We start from the raw sequence: 23,750 nt of genomic DNA, 5'->3' as shown, positions 1-23,750 counted from the left end.
CCGGCCGGCCGGCGGACCGGAACCGTTAGTCGAGCAGGACGGCCTTCGCGGACATTCTGATGCCGGACCGGATGACTTTCGCCGGAACGCCCACCGCGATCGAGCCCGCGGGAATGTCCTTGGTAACGATCGTACCCGCGCCAATTAGGCAATCGTCGCCGATCGTCACGCCCGGCAGGATCACTGATGCTACCCCGATGAAGCAGCGCTTGCCGATGTAGACCGGGCTGCGCAACGGCAATTCGGGGTCCGCCGGATCGCGATAGACGTGCTCGTGACACAGGATCGTCGTCGAACTCGCGATCAGGGTGCCTTCGCCGATATGGATGGACTCGGGAAACACCCGGTCCAGATTGACGTTGCGCTCGATGATGACGTTGCGGTCGATGTTGCGATAGCCCTTAGCCTGGAGCAGGCGATAGCGCCATCGCTGAACGACGGGGCCGAGCTGTTCCAGCACGACGATCCGCAGGCTCTTTCGCGACGTCACGCGACCTCCATCGACAAGATGACTTCCTCATAGGCCTGCCGGATGGCTGCCCAACTGTAGCACCGCTCGGCCGTCGCGCGCAGCGCGGCACCCGACCTGGCGAGGGCATCCGGCGGCGTATGCCGCGACAGCGCGACCAGTTCGTCGCGCGTCTCGAAGTAGAAGCCGTGCTCGTGCGTCGTGTAGCGGTTGAACGGCACGTCGAACGCCAGTGTCGGCAGCCCGGCCCACATCGCTTCGACGAGAACCGGATTGGTGCCCCCGGCGCTGTGGCCGTGAACATAGAGGCGCACGCGCTGGTGCAGCGCCTTGACCTTTGCGGGGTCATAGATCGGACCGATGAGCAAGAGATTCGAGTGCTGCCGGTATCGTTCGCGGATCGCCTGACCATAGGGCGACGACGCCCAGTTCGACACGAAGACGAGCGGCAGGCCGCTTTCGACATACGCATCGAGGATGAGCTCGAGATTGTTGTCTACCTGTGCCCGGGCCATCGCGAAATCATATCGCGCCGGCAGGTCGTGGTCGTCGAAAACCGAATGATCGGCGGCGATTGCCTCGAACTGGTCGCCACCATAGGCGATCAGGACGGACGGGCGATCGTAGGTCCGGCGGACATAATCGACCAGACCCTGGTTGTCGGCGATGAACACATGGGCGCTGCGAGCAGCCGCAGCCTCGTTGTACTTCAGGATGCGCTGGGCCGCGCCGCCCCATTTGGATCGCGCCCATTCGAGGCCCGCCATGTTCACGACATAGCGCACCCCCGGGAACAGTCGCCGCAACAACGGCAACCAGAACGTCGCCGATGTTCCCAGCACCAGGACGACCCCGCCCTGCCGGCTGCCCTTCCAGAGGCCCCAGGTGTCGAACAGGATCGACTGCCAGCCCGTCGCCCGCCACCGCAGCGGCACGAGCCGGGCACCCTTGTAGGTCGCACCCTGCCAATCGACCACCTGCTGTTCGCAATAGACCGTGCAGCCCACGCGGCGGATCGGTACCGAATCGAGCAGATAGTCTGCCAGCGTTTCGAAACCGCCGTAGTTTCCGGGCACGCCGACGATGCCCACGATATGCAGCACTATGATGCTCCGCGAAGGGGGGTGGCGCCGTACCGCGCCGACACCGGCGCGATGTCCTCGCCGGTGGCGCAATAGGCTTTGATAGTCGCCAGAGCGCAATTCGTCCAGGAATGCCGGGTGGCGACGTATCGCGACGCCTCGGCCGACAGGTCAGCGAGGTTCCACTCTTCGCGCGCCGCCGCCAGCAGGGTGTTCGCCAAGTCGTCCGCATCGCCAGCCCTGAACGTCAGGCCCGTTCGGCCATGGTCGACGACTTCCAGCATGCCGGGAATGTCGCTGGTCAGCACCGGAACGCCGTTCGTCATCGCCAGCAGCACGACGCCGCTCTGGTAGATGTTGTCATAGGGCAGAACGGCCAGATCTGCGCTCGCGAGATAGCGCGGCAGTTCCTCGTTCGGAATGTAGCGGGCGTGAAGCTGCACGATCGCCGACAGATTCTCGTCGGCAATTAGTCGATCGATCGCGGCCATATCGGAATCGGCGGCGCTGCCGGCGACCAGCAAACGGATGCGATCGCCGCTTCTCGACCGGGCGACCGCCGCCGCCTCGAGCAGCAGGTCGAGCCGCTTCACGCGCTTGAGCTGCCCGAAGAACAGGACGACGAACTCGTCGCTCGTATAGCCGAACGCCGCCTTTGCGGCGGATCGGGCAGGCAGCGGCGGCAGAAAGCCTGCATAATTGCCGTGCGGGACGACGAAGACCTTTTCGGCGGGCATGCCGAACGTCGCCGTGAGCATCTCCCGCCCACGTGCGCTGTACACGACGATCGCATCGCTGGCCTCGTAGAGCCGGCTCAGGATTCCTCGCGATTCACCGGCGCGGAAAGAGCCGACGTCATGGGCGCTGACGACGACGCGCAACCCAAACATCCGCGCGACGAGCACGCCGAAATATTGCAGCGCGCCGACGTGAAAGAAGTGGAAATGGGCGATCCGCGCGCCAAGGCGGCGCGCCTTCCACAGCCCCTTGACCGTCGCGCCGACGTGCCGAAGCCCGCGACGCCACTTGGGTCGCGGTCCAAAGACCCCCTGGAAAATCTCCCAGGCAGGATAGGTCCGGGCTGGGTCCGGCAGTGCTTGCGACGTCAGCAGGAGCGGCCGCCAGTTCGCCTCTGCCAGGGCGGTGCACAGCGAATGGTCCCAGAAGTCCATGCCGCCATGGCCGCCCACTGGTTCGACGACGACGACCCCCACCGACGTGCCGGCACGCGCTTCCGATCGTGACGTCTCCATCATTTCATCGCATCCGAAACAGCGTTCAACTGTAGCTGCGCGATGATAAAGGCGAAGAAGAACAGGGTCTGCTCGGGCACCAGCAGGAAGGTGCCCGTGACCATGGACGCAACCATCACGAACATCAGATTCGCAAGGACAGCCAGCAGCACGTCGTTGTGCGCATGGTCACCGCGCAGCGGCGAGACCAGGCGAAGGACCTTGAACAGGACGAGATACTGGATCGAGAAGAAGGCAACCCCGATCGCCCCGTAAACGAAGACCAGTCCGATGACGCCAAGGTCCGATGGATGGAAGTAGCCGAACATCTGCTGATAGCCGCCATTCCACTCGTTACTGACCGAGCCCGTCCCGATGATCGGGCTGTCGGCGATGAAAGGCCTAACCAGTTCCGTCTGGATGATGCGGGCGTTGGCCGAAATATCCTCGACGTCGTACGCGCCGGACACGGCGGCGAAAGCATCGCTGTACTTCGAGACCATGGTTGCGATCTTGTCGGGATTATAGAGCGCCACGGCGGAAACGACGAAAAAGCCGAACGCGATGGCAATAATGACATTTTTCGTTCGCCTTTTCGGGCTTCCGATCCAGGCAATCGTCATAAGCGACACCAGCAGGGAAATGTTCAGAATACGCCCGCTGTTACCTGCGACGATATATAGGACGAAGGGGAGGGTCACCAGGCCGTATTTCACGTTCCCGCTGAGGATATAGCGGGAGAAATACAGCATGGCGCCGAGAATAATAAACGCCATCGGCAGATGGAATTCGTTGAATACGCCGCCGCCGTCGCTGACCAGCGCGCCCAGCTCCGAATAATTGTTCGGATCGAGCAGGATCAGGACGGGTGCGCAAATCGCCAGGTTCACCCATGCGAGGATGATGAACGCACGCTCGAACTCGGCCAGGGTGAGCCGTCCGTTGCCGATCAGCTTGCCGGTTGCATATGCGAATAGCGCCAGGAGGCAGCCGCGCTGCGTCGCAAGGCCGTACAGCATGGGCTGGCCGAAGACGACGTAGGCACTGAAGGCGCCCAACACCGGGATCCCGAACGCGACCAGCATGATGTAAAGGTTGAACGAGCTGCGCGGTCCCGGACGCGTGCCGATATCGGCGAACACGGCCGCGCCGATCGCCACTAGGATGCCGATCTCCAGCGTCCATTTCGTGAGTGGAATGAAGCGCCCGACCGAAAAGAAAAGCGGCAGCGCGATAAGCAGGAACAGGACGCGATAGGGGCGGGCCGCGGTCGCCGGAACAGCCGGGGCGGGTGCCCGCCCGGCCAAAGGCAGATCCTCCATGATCAGCGCGGCGGTCACTGCACCACCTCCGCGGCCATCGGCGCCTGTTCCTGCTGGCGCCGTTCCGCGAACCAGCGCGGATCGACCGAACGCCGGCCCGCAAGGACCTGCAGGATCACTGCCGCTTCCGCCCGCCGGGATGCCACGCGCATGAACTTCGCGGCCCTTGCGAGGAGCGTCAACCACACCGTCGGATAGAAGCGCTTGCTGTGCTTTGCCGCGAACAACAGCTTGCTGCGCGTCTGGTAGAAGGTGGCGAGCCGGCTTGCGGACCCGGCCGCGCCTTCCGTGCCGATGCTGGCCCCGACCTTGTGATAGACGATGGAATCCGTCGCAACGCCGAGGCGGAAGCGCCCGCGCGCGCGAACGGCCCAGTCGATTTCCTCGTTGTATAGGAAATAGTCCTCGCACATCGGGCCTACCGCATCCAGGATGGCGGCGCGCACGAACATCGCCGCGCCCGAGACGTAGTTGATGCGCCGCTCCGCCCACTCGTCGGTGACGTCGGGGTCGTAGCGGCAGCAATCGCCCGGCGCCCATGCGCGCCCGGTGCGCAGCGAGTAGCACGACCCGCCATAGGATTGGACCGTCGTGCGGTCGGACGCATGGATCAGCGTGCTGCCGCACATGCCGACCGCCGGCTCGGCCGCCATCTTGGCGAGGAGCGCCGACAGGGCCGCTCGATCGACCAACGTGTCGCTGTTAAGGAACCAGAAGTAATCGGACCGCCCGGCCGCGGCGCGCATCGCCACGCCGACATTGTTGCCGCCGGCAAAACCGAGATTGTCGAGCGCCTGGACCAGGGTGACGTCGGGGCCGCCATCACCCGGCACATGACAGACCGCCCGGGAAACCCGGCGGCCGAGGTCGGACGGCACCGCGAGCGGCTCGGCGCGATAGCCGCGCTGCGTCAGGGCCTGGCCGATCGCGGCGAACGATCCGTCCGACGATGCATTGTCGGTGACCACGACCGACAGCTCGCAACCGGGGGGCGAAACCAGCCGGAGCGATTCGAGGCAGGCGATTGTGTCGGCGGCACCGTTCCAATTGACAATGATGGCAGTGACCGTGGTCATCTCGGTTCCAGTTGCAGTCGCGCGATCGAACCGGCGAGGCGAGGCCAGCCCCTCGCATACAACGGAAACGACCGGGACATGGAAATGCAGGTCGTATCACCGTCGCCCGGTTGACGGGCGATTAGATGATCGTGTCGCGATCAGAAAGGTCTTTTGTCGGACCGCGCGCCCGTTCGGGCAGGCACGCCGCAAGTCACGCGCTCATCTCACCGGGATCTTCGTCATCAACGCATCGACCCTTGCCGTCCAACTGCTGCCCTCGACGAACCGCTTAGCCGCCGCGCGGTTGCTCAGTTTTGGCAGGCTCCCTTGCGCGATCTGCGCCACGATCTGCGAATATTCCTGCGCTGTCGCATAGAGATGGACGTAGGGCTCGAACACCTCGGTCTCGCCATAGCGCAGGACGACGGCAGGCTTGCCCGCGCGAATATACTCATAGACCTTGACCGGATTGACCGAACGGATGAGCTCGGTGAGCCGGAACGGCATGATCAGGGCATCCGCCCAGTCCATGATCCGCGCGACCTCGTGGTGCGCGACCGGCGGGACGACGAAAAGCCTGGGGTGCGTCGGCGGGTCGATCTCGCGGGGGCCGACGATGACATAGCTGATGTCGTCGCGCTCCTCGAGCGTTCGCAGCACGATGTCGAAGTCGAACCATTCGGAGATCGTGCCGATATAAACCATCCGCTTGCCCACGGCATCGGCGGCGGGCCCAAGCAGGTCGCGCAGCGGCACCGCCGCGTTCGTGGCCTGTGCGGCGGCGCGCGGCGCCAGGTTGATGCCGTTGTTCACGACGTGCAGCCTGTCGTCCCCGATGCCGTAGCGATCGCGCAGCTTGGCCTTCAGATAGCGTGACGAGGCAAAGACGACGTCTGCCCGAGCCGCCAGCGCCCCCTCCAGTCGCGCCATCGCCTCCCGCTTCGCGGGATCGTGCCGCGTGTCGGGGAATTCCAGGACGTCGTCCATGCAATCGTAGATTAGCACCGCCTCCGCCCTGAGCGATTGGCGGACCAGGTCGAACATGTTCGGATGCGTGACCCAGACGATCGACGAGGACCGAACCTGTGGATGAAGTTGCAGCTGGGCGGTCAGCGCGTTGAGCGCGCGCACCGCCGCGAACCGGGCCAGCGGAAATCGGAAGATTCCGCCGATGTCGACCCGATCGTTCTGATCGCCCTTGCTGACCAACTTGCGGTTGAAACTCTGCACGAAACGGACGCTGACGTCGTAATAGCGCGCCAGCCCCTCTGCGACGAAGTGCGGGCGTTGCTTCGCCCATCCCCAATCGACATGCATCAGGTACAGCATGGATTTCTTCATCGTCGTGTCCGGCTCGTAAAGGGGGGGGCAGGCGACGACGACGGTGCGCAGGCGCGTCAGTCCGCCGATCGCATGCTGTTCCAGGTCCAGACGGAAATCCATCCGCCATGGGCGATATAGGCGATCAGCAGCCCGGTGGCGACACCGATGGCGCCAAAGTCGATGAGCAGGTAGGACACGCCGACATAGATTGCCGCCCAGCCCATGTTCATGATCCAGCCCTGCCAGATCCTGCCCTTGGCCACCATTACCTGACCAACGGCGGTACACATCGCCGACACCGCGGATGCCGCGACCATCAGGCTCAGCGCCGCGCCCGCATGCGTCGCCTCTACATCATAGACCCGCATGATCCATCCGCTGAACAGGGCGATCGCTAGCGCGATCGGCACCGCGACGGCGGCATTGGCCACGATCGCCGATTTAAGCACGGTGTTGGACTGCTGCCTGCCCTGCCTGACGGTCACATCGGTCAGCACGGGCAGGACGACCCGCGCCAGCGCCGTCGGCAGGAAGCTGACCGCCTGGAACCACTGAAAGCCGATCCCCAGGATCGCGACCTGGACCATGCCGCCGGACTGGTTGGCGAGCATCGCCTGGCACAGCCAGTGGACTGGCGCCACCATCATGCCACCGAGCAGGGACGGCAGAGCGTATTGATGCAGGACACTCCAGTCCGTGCGCTGGTGCCGGCGGTACGGAATCTCGCGTTCTTGCAACGCCCGATCGAGCACGACATGGCTAATCAGGCATTGCAGGAAGGACAAGAGCAGGACGCCGTAGACCGCGCCCGCTAGGCCCAGCTTCCACGTCAGCAGAAGCGATGCGGGCGTCGCAATGATGGCGGACAGGAACGTGCCCTGGACGCTCTGCTTGATATGCTCCAGTCCGAAGAGCGCCGCGTTGTTGTAGCCGTCGATCGTCAGGAACACGACCGTCGCCGCGGTGATCCTGACGTAGAAGGTCAGTTCGGGATGCCGAAAGATGTCACGAGCGATATACGGTGCCAGCAGCGCCAGCACGATCGCCACGACGATGCTGCCGACGATGGCTGTCAATCGCACTAGGCTGAGGATCCGGCCGAGGCGCTCGGGCTCTGCAGCATGGAGCTCGGCGGCGAACTTGGTCGCGACGACGCCGAGCCCCAGGCCCGCGAACACGCCGAACATGCCGAGCGTGTTCTGGATGATCAGAAACTGGCCGAACCGCTCGGTTTGCAGGATCCTTGCCAGCGCCACGCTGAGCAGCAAAGCCAGCAGCCGTGTGAAGATCGCGCCGACCACCCCCCATACCGCCCCCCGGAACAGGCGGCCGACGAGCGGGTTAGACGACCGGAAGCGCGCGAGAGGGATCACACGTTCCGCCCGGTTAGCGCCGCGGCGATCCGCCCCGCCGCCAGGCCATCGCCATAGGGGTTGGTCGTTTCGGCCATCCGTGCATATTGGCCTGCATCGTCGAGCAAGAGGGCCGCGGCCTGCACGATCCGCTGTGGATCGGTGCCGACCAGCTTCACGGTGCCGGCATCGACCGCCTCGGGACGTTCGGTATTGTCGCGCATGACGAGCACCGGCTTGCCCAGCGAAGGCGCCTCTTCCTGGATGCCGCCCGAATCGGTGACGATCAGATAGGCCCTGCTCATCAGATAGACGAACGGAAAGTAATCCAGCGGTTCGATCAGGTGGATATTGTCGCGATCGCCGATGATTCGGCGAACCGGCTCCTGGACATTCGGGTTAAGGTGAACGGGATAGACGATCTCCACGTCCGGCCGCAGCGAAATCTCATTGAGCGCGCTGCAGATGTTCTCGAAGCCCTGGCCGAAATTCTCGCGCCGGTGCCCGGTGACAAGGATCAGCTTTCTGTCCGCGTCAAGAAAGTCGAATGCGCCCGCCGTATCCGCGACCGCATCGTCGCCCCGGTCGATACGGTCGACGATTTCCAGCAACGCGTCGATGACGGTGTTGCCGGTCACATGGATGGTCGCGTCGTCGACCCCTTCCTCTAGGAGGTTCCGGCGCGCCGTCTCGGTGGGCGCAAAATGGATATCGGCGATCCTGCCGACGATCCGCCGGTTCATCTCCTCAGGCCATGGCGAATAGATATTCCGCGTCCGCAAACCCGCCTCGACATGCGCGACCGGAATCTGGCGGTAGAACGCGGCCAGGCTCGCGGCCATCGCGGTGGTGGTGTCGCCGTGGACGATCACGCGATCGGGCGTCCATTCCCCGAAGATCTCGCGCATCCCGACCAGGACCTGTGCGGTGATGTCGGTGAGGTCCTGACCCGCCTTCATTAGGTTGAGGTCGAAGTCCGGCACAATGTCGAACAGCGACAGCACCTGATCCAGCATCTGACGATGCTGGGCCGTGACGCACACCCTGACCTCGAACCCGGGCAGCGACCGAAGCGCCCGGATGACCGGGACCATTTTAATGGCCTCCGGCCGCGTGCCGAAGGTAATTAGGATCTTTTGCATCAGTCCACCGTCGAAAAGGAAACGCCGTCCGCGCGCCTGTCATTCACGAAAATTTAGACAAACGAGGCAAAAACAGAGTCTTATTTGACACTTCGGCTAGTTCGAATTCTGCGATAGTGGATCGCGAAAATGTTGGGAAGGCCAAAGCACGGACGCAGCGGCCCGAAGGGCGCTATCGCCGGACACCCTGCGCGCCGACCGCCACCCCGTCGGTATCGCCGGTCGGGACCCCCTCCTTGATCCGCAGCACCCCGGCGCCGTCGACCCATAGATGGTGGTTCCCCATCTTCAGATGCCCCCCGTTCCACCCCGATCCATGGTCGAAGAACTGCGCCCCTCCCCGGTCGTCCAGTCCCAGGGTACGCGCGCCCGTGCGCTTCAGCATAACGTCGGGCGCCGCTCGACCGTCGCCGAAGGCCAGCGCCTTGTGGAAGGGTTCGATCCGGAGATACGGTTCACCGCGAAAACGGTCGGTGTACCATTCGTCGGCCGCGATGCCGCCATCGGCCGCATAATGGCGGAGCGGCCCATAGACGACATCGAAATCCCGCTGCCGCAGGTTGTTCTCCAGCCCGGTCGTCTTGCCGTCTGGCCCCTCGACCAAGTCAAGCCCCGCGACCTTCGCGCCCGATGCGTCGGTGACGTGGATGATCGCGTCGCGCAGGCTGGCGAGGCGGAACGGCGCGATCGAGCCGGCGATCCGGCGGTACGATGCGGCCGGCGCGACCGCGCCGCGCAGCCTGACGGTGCCCCGCCGGACGATCAGCGCGCGGCCGACATTGCCCGATGGCCCGTTCCCGAAATGCCGCCAGTTCACCAGCTCGAGCGCGGTGGAGATGTCGTTGTTCTCGACCAGCACATGGCTTTCGGCCGGACCTTCCGTCCACAGGCCGTGAAAGATGTTCGGGACGTAGCCATCGCTGGCGCTGACGAGGTTGAAGCCGGCATCGTCCGCGGCGGCGCGGCCGTTATATTCGCAGATCGCGTTGAGGAACATGTTGCCGTTGGACGCCCGCCCTAGCCTAACCCCGGCACCGTCGTTCTGCACCGCGCGATAGGTCTCGAACAGGTTGGCGTTGGAAGGCCATGCGTTGGCCGGCTTGTCCCAATCGTCCTTTCCTTGGCCGATCTCCAGCCCGTGACCGCCGTTGCGCACGCATTCGACGTGGATGAAGCTGCTGCATCCGACCTGGAGCAATTCTATGCCGTGCGAACCGCACTTACTGACATGGACGTTGTCGATTCGGGCCCCGACCGCTCGCAACAGGCCGATGCCGACCTGTCGCGGCCGCGACCGGTCGCCGATGATCCCGAAGTCGCGCAGCGCGATGCCAGACCGATCGTAGGTGCCCTGCGTCGTGGACCGGGCATCGTTGCGCAGCACATGCCCCGTGGCGGTCGAGCGGATGATCGAGGCGTGCCGCCCATCGCCTTCGACGGACACGTTCTGCGGCACCGAAAGCGTGGCCGTCGTCCGATAGTCGCCGGCGGGCAGGTGGACGGTCGCGCCGCCCTTGCGCACATAGCCGAAGCCCTCGAACGCGGCGTCCTCGATCGACAATTGCCCCGCATGGTCGAGCGCGGCCTGGATCGCGGCCGTATCGTCGGCCCGGCCATCCCCTCTTGCGCCGAAATCGATAACCAATATCGCCGCGGCGCGCGGATTCGCGGCGCCCCGGCTGTCGGCCGGACGCGCCTGACGCACCGGAACGGCGGCGGCGGGGGCGCCGAAAAGCAGTGCCGCCAGGGTCCGTCGGCTGAGGGCAAAACGATCGAACACGGCAACCTCCGAAACCTACCGGCAAGCCGGACCTTCCAACGCATCCGCACTGAATGCCTGGTGAAGCAGATCGCTGCACGACAGGACGTCTGGCGAACGCCCGCCCTTACGGCGGAGGCGAGCGTACCGCCGGTTGCGGGAACTTTCCTTTATGACGCTAATCCCGTATCGCGCCCGCAATGACGCGCGTACCCCCATGGATGCAGAAGTATAAGCCGAGCCTTGCGTTCGTGTTGCTCGGGATGCTGTTCGGTGTGCTGTGGCTCGCGGGGGGCGCATCGCGTAGCGACGTCGCCGGCCAGTTGATCTCAAGAGGCGCGGCCTTTGCCGGGCTGATCGCCGTCCTGATCTTCTCCGAGCGCAGCCCCCTCGATGGCGCGGGGATCGTCGCCGGACTGTTCGCCGCAATCGTCGCCCTGCCGCTGTTGCAGCTTTGCCCGTTGCCGCCGGGGTTGTGGCGGTCGCTGGCGGGGCGCGAGGCGATCGCGCAATTGCTGCCCGAGACCGCCGAAACCTGGCGCCCGTTGTCGCTGTCGCCCGGCAACACGGTGAACGCGGCCATGTCGCTGATCGTACCGGCGGCCACGCTCGCGATGGTGTGGACCCTGCGCCCGCGCGAGCGCAACTGGCTGCCGTTCCTGATCCTGTGCCTGGTCCTTGCATCCACGTTCGTGGGACTGCTCCAGTTCTCAGGCGTCCATATCAGCCAGACGCTGATCAACTATTCGAACGACGTCCGGGGCACGTTCGCCAATCGCAATCATTTCGCCTTGCTGTTGGCGATCGGCTGCCTGATCCTGCCTTACTGCGCGCTTGCCGGCGGCGCGCGATCGTCGTGGACGACGCCGGTGGCGATCGGCCTGTTGCCGCTGCTGATTCTCACGGTGCTCGCCAGCGGATCGCGCATGGGCCTGCTGCTGACAGGCGTCGGCATCGTTCTCGGTGGGCTTGCCGTGCGTGAGCCGCTGAGCAGGCTGTGGCGGCGGCGCTCGCGCACGATCCTGGCGGGGGCGCTGATCGGATCGGCGTGCATCGGCGCGATGATCTTCGCTGCGATCAAGTTCGACCGTGCGGTGTCGATCGAACGGATCGCGAGCGCGGATGTCGGCCAGGACATGCGGGTGCGCGCGCTGCCGACGGTGCGCGGGATGTTATCTGAGTATGCGCCGGTGGGATCGGGCCTCGGGAGTTTCGACCCCGTGTTCCGCCTGCACGAACCCTTCGGCCTGCTGAAGCCCACCTATTTTAACCGCGCGCACAACGACTTTCTCGAAGTCGTGCTCGACAGCGGGATTTTAGGCCTCGTGCTGATCGCCGCGGCATCGCTGTGGTGGCTACTGGCAAGCTGGCGGGTCTGGCAGGCCGGCTTGGGAGACCGGGTCGTGCCGGGACGGCTCGGATCGGGGATCATCGTGCTGGTCGCGCTGGCGAGTATCGTCGATTACCCGGCGCGCACGTCGCTCGTAATGGCCATCCTTGCGATCGCCAGCGCGCTGCTCTGTTGGGGCGCGTATCGCAAATTTGCCAGTGACCGCACATAGATGCGCTTCAATGGCCCGGCGCCCGCGGCGCGACCCGGCAGCGTCGTCGGCAGGGCCCGGCCCCACGAACCCCATCCGTCGCTCGCTATCGACCGATCGCAGGTAGTCAGTTGCAATCTATGCCCAACCCTCGTCCCACCACCCGGAAATATTCCAGGGCCAGCATGCTGATCGCGACCCTGCTCGCCCGGGTCAGATATCAGGTCGTCTTCCTGATCGTCTTCGCGGTGCTGATGCCGATGCTGGCCTATCAGATCGTGTTCAGCCTGCCGAGCTTCATCACGGTCCAGGCGGCGACGATTATTGGCAGCAGCATCGCGCTGCTGCTGGCCTATGTCGGTTATCGCAAGCTTCTGGTGTTCCCCGGTATTTCCGCCGGGGGTTACGTCATCACCGCGACAACGATCTCGTTCAGTTGCCTGACCGCGCTGCTGGTGCTGCTGCGAGTCGATTATTCGCGGTGGCAGTTGTTCAGCAGCTACATACTGTCGAACGTCGCGCTGCTGCTGATCCACCTGCTGGTCGAGCGGCGCCGGCATCGCCGGTTCGCCTATATTCCCGGCGGCAAGACCATCAATTTGCCGCCCGTCGCGGGCATTTCCTGGCACGAGATTGACAGCCCGGAGGCCCGTATCGACGATGCCCACTTGATCGTGGTCGATCTGCATCACGAGCATGATCCGGCCTGGGAACATGCCATCGCGCGATGGGTGCTCGCCGGCATTCCCGTGTACGACAGCCGCGTCGCGATCGAACAGATTACCGGACGCGTGGAAATCCAGCACATCTACGAAAACACGTTGGGGTCGCTCAACCCGAACGGGCTGCTGATCAAAGCCAAGTCGGTCATCGACTTCCTGATCGCACTGATCCTGCTGGTCGTGGCGTTCCCGGTGATGATGCTCATCGGCCTCGCCATCAGGCTGGATTCGCCGGGGCCGGCCATCTTCCGACAGGAGCGGATGGGCTTTCGCGCGCATCCCTTCACCGTTTACAAGTTTCGCACGATGCGCGTGTCCAGCGCCCTTCTCAGCGACGAGCAGGCCCGTCACCAGGCGATGACCCAGAATTCCGACGCCCGCGTGACGCGCTTCGGCCGGTTTTTGCGCAGAAGCCGGCTCGACGAGCTGCCACAGCTCTACAACATTCTAAAAGGCGACATGAGCCTGATCGGCCCCAGGCCGGAAGCAATTTCGCTGAGCAAGTGGTACGATAGTGAAATACCCTATTATCACTATCGGCACATCATCAAGCCGGGCCTGACCGGATGGGCCCAAATCAATCAGGGCCATGTCACGACGGTCGACGAAATCAGGGAAAAGCTTCATCTCGACTTTTACTATGTGAAAAACTATTCGATATGGCTCGATATATTGATCGCCTTGCGGACGATCGCGATCATGATTACCGGCCACGGGGCCAGGTGATTTCGGGTTCTCCCAGCGACAGTCACCATTGACCATGGCCACGTTATTTCGGAGCAGATTCGTGTTATTGGCCAAGCTATTCGATTTGGACGGTTTGTGATGCCCAGCAACCCCGTCCTCATCCCCCCCCGCCGCCACGGCGACGCCCGTGGCTGGTTCACCGAGACCTACAACCGCGACACCTTTGCCGCGCTCGGCATCACCACCACCTTCGTCCAGGACAATCACTCGCTGTCCGCCCCCGCCTTTACCCTGCGTGGGCTGCATTTCCAGGCGCCGCCGCGCGGGCAGGACAAGCTGGTGCGGTGTATCCGCGGGCGGATCTTCGATGTGGCGGTGGATGTGCGGAAGGGTTCGCCGACATACGGCCAATGGGTCGGGGCGGAACTCTCCGCCGAGAACGGCCACCAGCTCTTCATTCCGATCGGCTTCGCGCACGGTTTCGTGACGCTCGAACCCGATTGCGAGGTCGTCTACAAATGCTCCGACACCTATGCGCCCGAAGCCGACGGCGGCATCGCATGGGACAGTGTCGGGATCGACTGGCCGCTGCCCCCCGGCACGCTGCCAGAACTGTCGCCGAAGGACGCACGGCAACCGCATATCAACGATTTCGACAGCCCCTTCCCCTATGACGGGCGTCCGCTGACCCCCCTCGCCTGAAGGACACACCCCTATGCGCATCTTCGTCACCGGCGGGGCCGGCTTCATCGGCTCGGCGCTCGTCCGGCATCTGATCGCCAACACCGAGCATGAAGTCCTCAACTTCGACAAGCTGACCTATGCCGGCACACTGACGACGGTCGAGGGCGTCGCGGCATCGAACCGCTATCGCTTCGTGCAGGGCGATATCTGCGATGCCGAGGCGGTGCGCAGCGCGATCGCCGACTTCCGCCCCGACGTCGTCACGCATCTGGCGGCCGAGAGCCATGTCGACCGTTCGATCGACGGGCCGGGCGCGTTCATCCAGACCAATGTCGTCGGCACTTACACGATGCTGGCTGAGGCGCGAGCGTACTGGCTCGGCCTCGACGAGGCGGCGAAGACGCGTTTCCGTTTCCACCACATCTCGACCGACGAGGTCTACGGGTCGCTCGGCGATACCGGCCTCTTCACCGAGGACACGCCGTACGACCCGCGCTCGCCCTATTCGGCGTCGAAGGCGGGCAGCGACCACCTCGTCTCCGCCTGGGGCCATACCTTCGGGCTGCCGGTGCTCGTCACCAACTGCTCGAACAATTACGGGCCGTACCACTTCCCCGAAAAGCTGATCCCGCTGATGATCGCCAAGGCGCTGGATGGCGAGCCCCTCCCCATCTACGGCAAGGGCGATCAGGTCCGCGACTGGCTGTATGTCGAGGATCACGTCCGCGCGCTGCAGGCGGTGTTCGAGCGCGGCGCGGTCGGCCGCACCTACAATGTCGGCGGGCATAACGAGCGGCAGAACATCGAGGTGGTACGGACATTGTGCGCGATCCTGGACGAACTGCGCCCGCGCACCGACGGTCGTCCCTATGCCGAGCAGATGACCGAGGTCGCCGACCGCCCCGGCCACGACAAGCGCTATGCGATCGACGCGAGCCGGATCGGCGACGAGCTGGGCTGGACGCCCGCGGAGACGTTTGAGAGCGGCATCCGCAAGACGGTCGAATGGTATCTGGCGAACGAGGACTGGTGGCGCCCGCTGGTCGCGGCCAAGGCCGCCGAGCGGCGCGGCGTGGCGTGATGACATGTAGGACTGTCGACATGGTGACAGGGCGATGACGCGCGCCATTCTCGTTACTGGCGGCGGCGGGCAGCTCGGCACCGAGTTGCAGCGCTGCGTCTGGCCGGATGGATGGGCGGTCGTTGCGATCGACCTCGCCGACCTCGACCTGACCGATACCGCCGCCATTGCCGCCAAGGTGGCAGCGGGCCATGACGGGCGCCCGTGGGCGGCGGTCATCAACGGCGCCGCCTATACCGCGGTCGACAGAGCGGAGAGTGACGTGACGACGGCCTGGGCGGTCAACGCGCTCGCCCCCGCCGCCTTTGGTGAAGCCTGTGCGAAGGCCGGCATCCCGATCGTGCAGGTTTCGACCGACTATGTCTTCCCCGGCGACCGCGATGGTGCGTGGGAGCCGGGCGACGCGGTGAACCCGCTGAGCGTCTATGGCGCATCGAAGCTCGGCGGCGAACTGGCGGTGCGGACCAGCGGCGCGCGCCACGCCATCGTGCGCACCGCGTGGGTGGTGTCGGCGCACGGCAACAATTTCGTGAAGACAATGCTGCACTTCGGCGCCGAGCGCGACACGATGCGGGTGGTCGATGACCAGCACGGATCGCCGACCAGCGCCGCCGACCTAGCGCGCGCGCTGGCGACGATCACGATACGGCTTGCCGAGGATGGCCAGGCACCGTCGGGCACCGTCCATTTCTCGAACGCCGGCGCGACGACCTGGGCGGGCTTCGCGCGCGAAATCTATCGCCAGTCGGCCGCGAGGGGCGGCCCCTCGGCCGATGTCGAGGGCATCACCACCGCCGACTATCCGACGCCGGCCCAACGCCCGGCCAATTCGCTGCTGAGCCATGCCGCGATCCAGGCGGCCTACGGCATCACCCCTCGCCCCTGGGCCGACGCGCTCGGCGACATTCTCGACGAACTTATCGGAGCACCCAAATGAAGGGCATCATTCTCGCCGGCGGCACCGGCACGCGGCTCCACCCGGCGACGCTGGCGGTGAACAAGCAGCTGCTGCCGGTCTACGATAAGCCGATGATCTATTATCCGCTGAGCGTGCTGATGCTCGCGGGAATCCGCGATATCCTCATCATCTCGTCGCCGGAATATATCGACAATTACCGCCGGCTGTTCGGCGACGGCTCGGCGTTCGGTCTCGCGATCCAATATGCCGAACAGCCGCGGCCCGAGGGGCTGGCGCAGGCGTTCACGATCGGCGCGGACTTCATCGGCGACGACAATGTCGCGCTGGTACTGGGCGACAACATCTTCTTCGGCGCGCACCTGACCGACCTGCTGGCGAGCGCGGTCGCGCGGACGAAGGGCGCGACGGTGTTCAGCTACCGCGTCGAGGATCCCGAGCGCTACGGCGTGGTCGAGCTGGCCGAGGACGGCCGCGCGCTGTCGCTGGAGGAAAAGCCCGCGGACCCGAAATCGAACCACGCGGTCACGGGGCTCTATTTCTACGACAACCGCGTCGTCGCTCTCGCCCGCGACCTGAAGCCGTCCCCGCGCGGCGAGCTCGAGATCACCGACCTCAACCGTTTGTATATGGAGGCGGGCGACCTCTACGTCGAACAGATGGGCCGCGGTTACGCCTGGCTCGACACCGGCACGCACGACAGCCTGCTGGAGGCGAGCGAGTTCGTCCGCACGCTCCAGCACCGCCAGGGCATCCAGATCGCCTGCCTGGAGGAGATCGCGTTTGAAATGGGCTTCATCACCGCCGACGAGGCCCGCGCGCGGGGTCAGCTGTTCAGCAAGACGGCGTACGGGCGGGCAATTCTGCGGGCTACCGAAAGGGTTTTGCGCGGCTAATCCGGAACTAAACGGCTGGCTCCGTCAAACCAAATGCACCGGTCGGTAAGCAAGGCGGGGTAGGGGGCCGGACATGCCTCGCCCCCGCAAGCCAGCCTCGCCGTTCCGCTACTTCAACTCGTCACCCGAGGTGATCCGGCTGGTCGTGCTTATGTACGTGCGTTTCCCGCTGTCGCTGCGGAACGTAGAGGACCTGCTGTTCGAGCGCGGGATCGACATCTGTCACGAGACGGTGCGGTTGTGGTGGAACCGGTTCGGACCGCTGTTTGCGGGCGATATCCGTCGCCAGCGAGTAAGCCGGATGCGGGGCTTCCGGCATTGGCGTTGGCACCTCGACGAGATGTACGTGAAGCTAAACGGCGAGATGGTCTACCTCTGGCGGGCGGTAGATCACGAGGGTGAGGTGCTCGAGAGCTACGTCACGCGGACCCGCGATAAAGCTGCCGCTCTCGGTTTCATGAAGAAGGCGCTGAAGCGCCATGGCTCGCCGGAAGCGATCAACACCGACGGCCTGCGCAGCTACCGCGCGCGGCGATGAACGAGCTCGGCAATAGCGAGAAGCAGGAGATCGGCCGCTGGGCGAACAACCGGGTGGAAAACAGCCATCTGCCGTTCCGACGAAGGGAGCGGGCGATGCTGCGCTTCAGGCAGATGAAGACGTTACAGAAGTTCGCCTCCGTTCACGCCAACGTCCACAACCACTTCAGCCTGAAGCGCCACCTTATCGATCGACAAACCTACCGGGAAAGACGCTCCGCCGCGCTGGCGGAGTGGCAGACGCTTGCCAGCTAGGCTGCGGCCTTCAAAGACCCGAGTGCATCAAATGGAGAGCGGTTCGCTTTAGACTGACAGCACCGGGAAGAGCCTTGAGCTGAGGGCGCGTGGTGCCGTTGCTCTGATAGCATTATGCGCAGTCGTACCGGGTGGGCGTTCAGCGTGCAGCGCGTCACCATCAACCAGCCTTCACGCTTCGCTTTCGAACACGCTATCTTAACGGGTCTCAGCCACTCAGTTTCAAAGAATGACTGTCGGGGATCGCGCGGTGAAAGGTGTTGTGTTTAATCTCCTGGAGCAGTCGGTTGTCGACGCTCACGGAGAAGATGCCTGGATCGACCTGCTCGAGGAAGCCGGGCTGGATGGCGCCTACACCTCGCTTGGAAGCTATCCTGACAGCGAGATCGTAGCATTGGTCGGCGCTGCGGCGACCCGGCTCGATCTGACACCAGCGGAGGTGCTGCGGTGGTTCGGGCGGGCGGCGATGCCCATGCTGGCAGAGCGCTATCAGGTGTTCTTCGCAGGCCATGTCTCTGCGCGTAGTTTGATCCTGAGCGTAAATGACATTATTCATCCAGAAGTGCGGAAGCTCTACTCGGGCGCTGGCTGTCCGCATTTTCACTTTGGCGAAGACGGTGATGGCCGCCTCGTCATCGGCTATCAGTCGCCGCGGCAAATGTGTCATCTGGCACACGGCTTTGTCGAAGGCGCCGCCGACCAGTTCGGCGAGCAAGTGTCGGTAGAGCACCTGGCGTGCATGCTGGACGGCGACCCGCTATGCCGCCTTGCAGTCGGATGGCGGCATTGAAGCATTTCAAACCCCCAGGGTCGAACGATCTGGAGGTCCGGCTCGCGCGTGCGGAGCGGCGGGTCGCTCGCGAGCGTGCGGCCCGACTGGAAGCCGAGGCGATTGCCGAACAGGGGTTGAGGCGGCTCTACGAAAGCCAGCAACGGCTGCTGCTGCTCCAGCGAATTACGGACGGCGCGAACCGAACGACCGAGATCGAAGAAGCGTTGCGCATCGCGGTGACGGAAATCTGCCGTCATATGGACTGGGCGTTCGGCAACGCGTTACTGGTCCAGGATCACGGCAACACCGTCGTCGGTTGCGACGTCTGGCATGCTGCCGACCCCGTTGCGATGTTTCCATTTGTCGAGGCATCCCGCTGTGCCAGCTTCAGGACGGGTGTCGGCTTGCCGGGTCGGATCCTCGCTGATGTTCGGCCGCACTGGATCGACGACGTTACATCCGAGGCGAACTTCCCGAGGCGGAATATTGCCGCCGACTGCGGATTGGCCGCCGCCTGCGCCTTTCCGGTGATGGTGGGGGAAGAGGCGGCGGGGGTGCTCGAATTCTTTGCCCGGAGGCTAATCACGCCCGATGACGATCTGCTTGGCATCATGGGCCAGATCGGCACTCAGCTCGGACGCGTCATCGAGCGCGACCGGGCTCGCCGCGGGCTGATCCATGACGCCCTTCACGATGCGATGACGCGGCTTCCCAACCGAACCTTTTTCATGGAACAGGCTGGGACGGCGTTCGACCGCATGAAGGCCCAGCGGCAAACTTGCGTGGCAGTCATGGTGGTCGATCTCGATGGCTTCAAGGCAATCAACGATTCGCTGGGCCATCAGGCGGGCGATGCCCTCCTCATCGACATCGCTGGCCGCATGCAGACGTGTGTGACCTCCGCCCAGCAAACCGCTCGAGAGGGCGGCGAATATTGGCGGGCGACGCTGGCCCGGGTCGGCGGCGATGAATTCAACGTGTTGGTCGATGAGGTCGATGACCCTGCTGCCGTCATTCGACTGGCGGACAGGATCCACCGTTGTCTCGCCGCTCCGAGCGTCATCGCGGGTACGCATGTCCGGTGCCAGGCATCGGTGGGTATCGCGTACAGCAATCCGGACTACAGCGATGTCGAGCAGATGCTGCGTGACGCGGACTTGGCGATGTACCGTGCCAAATCACACGGCCGCGGACGGTCGGTGACATTCACCGAACAACTCGGACTGGAGGTGAGACAGCGCACACAGGTCGAGCAGGAGCTACGCCAAGCGATCGCGGAGCGGCAGTTCGTTCTCCATTATCAGCCGATCGTGTCTCTGCACGATCCTGACGGCATCTGCGGCTTCGAGGCGCTGATCCGTTGGAATCATCCGTCGCGCGGGTTGCTGTTACCGGTCGATTTCATCGACGTTGCCGAGGACAGCGGGCTGATCCTCTTCATTGGTGATTGGGTCCTTCAGGAGGCATGCAGGCAAGCGGCCGCATGGCACTGGCGGACAGGTGGCGAACGCCTGCCGTTCGTCAGCATCAACATTTCGCCGCAACAGTTTCTTCAGCCCGAATTTGTCGCCCGCGTTCATGCAGTGCTGATGGAAACCGGAATCACACCCGCGGCGGTGCGGCTGGAGGTGACAGAAGGGGTGGCGATCATGGATGCGGCGCGAACCTCATTGATCCTGGAGGAGATCAGAGGCTGGGGCGTGAAAACCAGCCTCGACGATTTCGGCACCGGATTTTCCTCGCTCAGCTACCTTCAGGCGCTGCCGTTCGACGCCCTCAAGATAGATCGGTCGTTTGTCGCGGCGATGGATGCCAATGGCAAGAGCCGTCGCATCGTCCAGGCCATACTGGATCTGGCCAAGACCATGAACATGACCGTGATCGCCGAAGGCATCGAAACCGCCGAGCAGGAGGAGCTGCTTCAGCGGATGGGTTGCGACATGGGACAGGGTTTCCGATACGGCCGGGCCGAAAATAACGCGGATGCGTTCGCAAAGCTGGCGTTATGCTAACGGCGGGATAGTCTGACTGCTTGGCGCTATGTATCGCGGCGGCGGCATCCGGACACGAACCGGTTGCCTGGCCGGGTACGTACCTGACCCACGCGAGGCCTTTATACCGAAGGTCAGTTCGCATCTCCAGCAGCGGCGTTGCAATCTTTAACGCTGCGAAGCGCCATAAAGCAGTGCATTGAAGAGGAAGTGAAAGGTGCCGTAGCTCTGCGCGCGCTGCGCGACTTCGGGGCCCATCAGGAACAGCTTGCCGCGGCCGACATCGACGTCGGCGACCGCGATCGTGCCGGCGAGCCGCTCCTGCCCAACCGCCCAGCCGCTGCGTAGTACGTCCCGGCCTTCGAACCACGACACACGGCGCGTCCCCGTCGCGTTCTGCGCGGGCGCAAACGCCTGGGAGGAAGCGAAGAATATATCGACCTCATTGGGCATACCGAAGGCCAATGGCTGAGTCGGATCGACCTGCGCACGCAGCACGGTCCCGGGGATGAAGAAGTCTTTGATTTCGAGCGGGCGGGCGACGCCATCGACCTGGCGGGTTAGCGCTGGCTTAAGCGACGTGCCAAGCAGTTCGGCGAGCCGTCCTGAACTGCCGATCGCGACGACCGCGCCACCGCCCCTGACGAACTCCGCGACAGCAGGCGCAGTCTTCGCATCGGTCGCCTGGCCGAGCATATGGCGCATCTCGGGCGGCGCGTCCGCGACCTCTGGCTGACGGCTTGGACGGTCGCTGCCCCATGCGCCCGACGGCGGCATCGCATCGTCGGTGAACAGCAGCACATCAAAGTCCCGGCCCAGATTGCCGGCGTCGAGGCGCTGGGGATACACTTGCTCGAACGAGAATTCGAAGCGTTCGAGCAGCCAGCGCGTCCAGCCGGCCGGCATCAGCCCACCCCATCGGTCGACCAACCCGACTCTCACGGGCTTGAGCGCGATACTGGCTCCCGCGGGCTGCAAGGCGACCGCTTGGGCACTAATGCCGAGCTCGGCTGTCCCTCTGTCGACGATCGCGCGTGCCGTTGCGGAGGCCGGAACCCAGATCGCCCCGGGCTGGAACGCCTTGCCATCGGCGCTGACCGCACCTGACATCCAGCGTACCGGCACCCCCGCCTTCAACAGCCGGTTCGTCAGGATGAAGCTGTTATTCGTCTCGTGCCCGACCAGCCACCCGGTCTGCCCGGTTCCGACCACGCGACCGACGGGCGGCGACATCAGGTCCGTGACCGGCGTTAGCGGCGCTTCGAACGGATCGAGCACGCGGTCGAAGGTCACGCCCATCTGATAGGCGAGCGTGTAGCCGGTCACGTCGTACGGCGCCTTGGGCGGACCGCCGGGGTATTCCGTGTCGTGCGGATGGTCCTGTGGCTCGAACATGTCGAGCACGTGCGGGCGATACGCCTGCGCGGTCCGCACCACATAGGAGCCGGCGGGATAGCTTTTCCCGCCCGCACTGAACGGCCGGTCGGCGCGCTCCACCTCGACACCGTTTTTGATGAGCGCATTAAGGAAGGTGATTGCGGTCGGCAGGTCGCGCTGGTCGGCGGGTAGGACATAGGCGCGCGCATCGCGCTCGGCGGGTGCCTGCATCATCGTCTTGTAGAGCGCCGGATCGACCTTTCGCGCGCCACGGGCGTCCTTGATCGGTGCCGCCGTCTCCAGCCGCTCGACCTTCGTCGGGGTGGCCGTCCAGCTGTCTGTGCTGCCCCGTGCGATGCTGTTTGCGCCCATGCGCCAGATGTTAAACAACAGCCGCTCGCGATTGCGCGACGCGAAGTCGATCACTGCGCGGTTGAGCGTCCATTGGTAATCGAGCGTCTGCTGCAGGTGCCAGTCCTGCGGTGCGATCGGCAGCATCTCGTCGCCGCGCGGCAGCTGGGTCGTGGGCACCAGCGGGATCTTTTCCGGGGTCGGCCCGCCGACGATCTCGGTCAGCAGGCCGATGCTGTTGTGGAAATAGGCGACCGATCGCTCCATGCCATTGTGCCACGTCGAATAGCGGGCGGCGCTGCGCATGCCCGATCCAGCCTTGCCTTCGGTGATCAGGCGCGAATGCATCGCGAAACCGACCTCGCTCAGCTGCGACATGACGATGGGATCATAGTTGAAATTGAACGGGTCGCGAAACGGCGGCACGAACACCACCATTCCCTCGGGCCCGGTCTGGTGCTGATTGTAGACGATCTGCGGATACCACTGGCGGAACAGCACGCGATTGACGTTCGCCGTTTCCGGCATGTGCGCCATGTAGCTGTCGCGGTTGTTATCGTGACCGACATACTTCTGGTACAGGCGCGGCAGCGTCGCGAACTCGCGCTTCTTCGGGTCGGCGTGGCGCATATACCAGTTGCTGACCAGATCCATGCCGTCGGGATTGTCGTGCCCGAACAGCAGAATGCAGTCGTCCAGCGTGCGCAACGTCTCCGCGTCCGACTGGCTCAGCAGCTTGTGCAGCACCTGTATCTGCCCCTGCGACGTCACCGTTTCGGTCGCGTGCAGGCCGGCATCGATCCACACCATGGCCTTGCCGGTCGCCGCCAACTTGCGCGCCTCATCCTCGCTCACACGGCCGCGGGCCAGCGTCTCCGCAACGCGGCGATACTCCTCCAGGCGCGCGAGGTTCGCGGGTGACGAGACGATCGCCACCCACATCGTCCGCCCTTCCGCGGTCTTGCCGATATCGACCAGCTTGATCCGGTCGGACTCCCCGGCGATCCGCTTCAGATAGGCTTCGTACTCGGCATAGTTCGCCAGATAATAATCGCTCCCGATCGGCTGCTTGAAGAAGCGATCGGGCGCAGTCACCTGCGCCACGACGCCCGCAGGCGCGAGGGCAAGGGCGGTGGCGAACAGCAGCGCACGCAAGGACATGAACGGACTTTCTGTGATTCGCCGGGAGCTTAGCCAGAGA

The 23,750-nt window shown here is 64.3% G+C and carries 18 protein-coding genes and 1 pseudogene; 9 read left to right on the top strand and 10 right to left on the bottom strand.

Annotated features, from left to right (window positions below; translation table 11 throughout):
* Positions 1-25: 25 nt before the first annotated feature.
* From ACX40P_RS13585 to ACX40P_RS13545, 9 genes are all read right to left on the bottom strand, one after another.
* Positions 26-460, bottom strand: coding sequence for an acyltransferase (locus ACX40P_RS13585; protein ID WP_459126889.1), 435 nt, complete (start codon positions 458-460; stop codon positions 26-28).
* Positions 461-486: 26 nt separating this feature from the next.
* Positions 487-1,572, bottom strand: coding sequence for a DUF1972 domain-containing protein (locus ACX40P_RS13580; protein WP_459126888.1), 1,086 nt, complete (start codon positions 1,570-1,572; stop codon positions 487-489).
* On the bottom strand, positions 1,572-2,804 hold the full coding sequence (locus ACX40P_RS13575) for a glycosyltransferase family 4 protein (RefSeq protein ID WP_459126887.1): 1,233 nt from the start codon (positions 2,802-2,804) through the stop codon (positions 1,572-1,574). The genes ACX40P_RS13580 and ACX40P_RS13575 overlap by 1 nt, the downstream gene beginning before the upstream one ends.
* The gene (locus tag ACX40P_RS13570) at positions 2,804-4,123 is read right to left on the bottom strand and encodes a hypothetical protein (protein WP_459126886.1); all 1,320 of its coding nucleotides are present in this window, start codon (positions 4,121-4,123) and stop codon (positions 2,804-2,806) included. The genes ACX40P_RS13575 and ACX40P_RS13570 overlap by 1 nt, the downstream gene beginning before the upstream one ends.
* Entirely contained in the window at positions 4,120-5,181 is a 1,062-nt protein-coding gene (locus tag ACX40P_RS13565; protein ID WP_459126885.1) for a glycosyltransferase family 2 protein, read from the bottom strand. Before ACX40P_RS13565 ends, ACX40P_RS13570 begins: the two co-directional genes overlap by 4 nt.
* Positions 5,182-5,382: 201 nt before the next feature.
* Entirely contained in the window at positions 5,383-6,606 is a 1,224-nt protein-coding gene (locus ACX40P_RS13560) for a glycosyltransferase (RefSeq protein WP_459126884.1), read from the bottom strand.
* Entirely contained in the window at positions 6,561-7,859 is a 1,299-nt protein-coding gene (locus ACX40P_RS13555) for an oligosaccharide flippase family protein (protein WP_459126883.1), read from the bottom strand. The genes ACX40P_RS13560 and ACX40P_RS13555 overlap by 46 nt, the downstream gene beginning before the upstream one ends.
* Positions 7,856-8,980, bottom strand: a complete 1,125-nt coding sequence (gene wecB, locus ACX40P_RS13550; protein WP_459126882.1) for a non-hydrolyzing UDP-N-acetylglucosamine 2-epimerase — start codon at positions 8,978-8,980, stop codon at positions 7,856-7,858. Before wecB ends, ACX40P_RS13555 begins: the two co-directional genes overlap by 4 nt.
* Before the next feature lie 172 nt (positions 8,981-9,152).
* A complete protein-coding gene (locus ACX40P_RS13545) occupies positions 9,153-10,760 on the bottom strand; it encodes a right-handed parallel beta-helix repeat-containing protein (RefSeq protein ID WP_459126881.1) in 1,608 nt (535 codons plus the stop codon).
* A gap of 179 nt (positions 10,761-10,939) precedes the next feature.
* On the opposite strand from ACX40P_RS13545, the gene ACX40P_RS13540 reads away from it, so the two are divergent.
* The 9 genes and pseudogenes from ACX40P_RS13540 to ACX40P_RS13500 all read left to right on the top strand — a co-directional run bounded on the left by ACX40P_RS13540 (position 10,940) and on the right by ACX40P_RS13500 (position 20,842).
* Entirely contained in the window at positions 10,940-12,301 is a 1,362-nt protein-coding gene (locus tag ACX40P_RS13540; protein ID WP_459126880.1) for an O-antigen ligase family protein, read from the top strand.
* Positions 12,302-12,465: 164 nt separating this feature from the next.
* Entirely contained in the window at positions 12,466-13,728 is a 1,263-nt protein-coding gene (locus ACX40P_RS13535) for an exopolysaccharide biosynthesis polyprenyl glycosylphosphotransferase (protein ID WP_459126879.1), read from the top strand.
* Positions 13,729-13,827: 99 nt separating this feature from the next.
* Entirely contained in the window at positions 13,828-14,391 is a 564-nt protein-coding gene (rfbC, locus tag ACX40P_RS13530) for a dTDP-4-dehydrorhamnose 3,5-epimerase (RefSeq protein WP_459126878.1), read from the top strand.
* A gap of 13 nt (positions 14,392-14,404) precedes the next feature.
* Positions 14,405-15,454 (top strand): dTDP-glucose 4,6-dehydratase, encoded by a 1,050-nt coding sequence (gene rfbB, locus ACX40P_RS13525; protein WP_459126877.1) that lies wholly within the window; start codon positions 14,405-14,407, stop codon positions 15,452-15,454.
* A gap of 34 nt (positions 15,455-15,488) precedes the next feature.
* Positions 15,489-16,391 carry a dTDP-4-dehydrorhamnose reductase gene (gene rfbD / locus ACX40P_RS13520; protein ID WP_459126876.1) on the top strand — a complete coding sequence of 301 codons (903 nt, stop codon included), beginning with the start codon at positions 15,489-15,491 and terminating at the stop codon, positions 16,389-16,391.
* Positions 16,388-17,266, top strand: coding sequence for a glucose-1-phosphate thymidylyltransferase RfbA (gene rfbA / locus ACX40P_RS13515; protein WP_459126875.1), 879 nt, complete (start codon positions 16,388-16,390; stop codon positions 17,264-17,266). Before rfbD ends, rfbA begins: the two co-directional genes overlap by 4 nt.
* Before the next feature lie 73 nt (positions 17,267-17,339).
* Positions 17,340-18,058: pseudogene (locus ACX40P_RS13510) on the top strand (IS6 family transposase).
* 229 nt (positions 18,059-18,287) lie between these two features.
* On the top strand, positions 18,288-18,848 hold the full coding sequence (locus ACX40P_RS13505; protein ID WP_459126874.1) for a heme NO-binding domain-containing protein: 561 nt from the start codon (positions 18,288-18,290) through the stop codon (positions 18,846-18,848).
* Positions 18,836-20,842, top strand: a complete 2,007-nt coding sequence (locus ACX40P_RS13500; RefSeq protein ID WP_459126873.1) for a putative bifunctional diguanylate cyclase/phosphodiesterase — start codon at positions 18,836-18,838, stop codon at positions 20,840-20,842. The genes ACX40P_RS13505 and ACX40P_RS13500 overlap by 13 nt, the downstream gene beginning before the upstream one ends.
* A gap of 147 nt (positions 20,843-20,989) precedes the next feature.
* On the opposite strand, the gene ACX40P_RS13495 is transcribed toward ACX40P_RS13500, so the two are convergent.
* Complete coding sequence (locus ACX40P_RS13495; protein ID WP_459126872.1) at positions 20,990-23,710, bottom strand: M14 family metallopeptidase; 2,721 nt, start codon at positions 23,708-23,710, stop codon at positions 20,990-20,992.
* Between the last annotated feature and the right edge of the window lie 40 nt (positions 23,711-23,750).

This window comes from Sphingomonas sp. RS2018, assembly GCF_054489605.1.
Note: the sequence above shows the minus strand (reverse complement) of the source record. Positions and strands in the feature narration are given on the sequence as shown.

What these genes read in the sequence shown, in the direction of transcription:
- ACX40P_RS13575 (WP_459126887.1), bottom strand. Translation starts at nt 2,804, where the DNA reads ATGGAGACGTCACGATCGGAAGCGCGTGCCGGCACGTCGGTGGGGGTC.
- ACX40P_RS13565 (WP_459126885.1), bottom strand. Translation starts at nt 5,181, where the DNA reads ATGACCACGGTCACTGCCATCATTGTCAATTGGAACGGTGCCGCCGAC.
- ACX40P_RS13560 (WP_459126884.1), bottom strand. Translation starts at nt 6,606, where the DNA reads ATGGATTTCCGTCTGGACCTGGAACAGCATGCGATCGGCGGACTGACG.
- wecB (WP_459126882.1), bottom strand. Translation starts at nt 8,980, where the DNA reads ATGCAAAAGATCCTAATTACCTTCGGCACGCGGCCGGAGGCCATTAAA.
- ACX40P_RS13540 (WP_459126880.1), top strand. Translation starts at nt 10,940, where the DNA reads ATGACGCGCGTACCCCCATGGATGCAGAAGTATAAGCCGAGCCTTGCG.
- ACX40P_RS13535 (WP_459126879.1), top strand. Translation starts at nt 12,466, where the DNA reads ATGCTGATCGCGACCCTGCTCGCCCGGGTCAGATATCAGGTCGTCTTC.
- rfbC (WP_459126878.1), top strand. Translation starts at nt 13,828, where the DNA reads ATGCCCAGCAACCCCGTCCTCATCCCCCCCCGCCGCCACGGCGACGCC.
- rfbB (WP_459126877.1), top strand. Translation starts at nt 14,405, where the DNA reads ATGCGCATCTTCGTCACCGGCGGGGCCGGCTTCATCGGCTCGGCGCTC.
- rfbD (WP_459126876.1), top strand. Translation starts at nt 15,489, where the DNA reads ATGACGCGCGCCATTCTCGTTACTGGCGGCGGCGGGCAGCTCGGCACC.
- rfbA (WP_459126875.1), top strand. Translation starts at nt 16,388, where the DNA reads ATGAAGGGCATCATTCTCGCCGGCGGCACCGGCACGCGGCTCCACCCG.
- ACX40P_RS13505 (WP_459126874.1), top strand. Translation starts at nt 18,288, where the DNA reads ATGACTGTCGGGGATCGCGCGGTGAAAGGTGTTGTGTTTAATCTCCTG.
- ACX40P_RS13500 (WP_459126873.1), top strand. Translation starts at nt 18,836, where the DNA reads ATGGCGGCATTGAAGCATTTCAAACCCCCAGGGTCGAACGATCTGGAG.
- ACX40P_RS13495 (WP_459126872.1), bottom strand. Translation starts at nt 23,710, where the DNA reads ATGTCCTTGCGTGCGCTGCTGTTCGCCACCGCCCTTGCCCTCGCGCCT.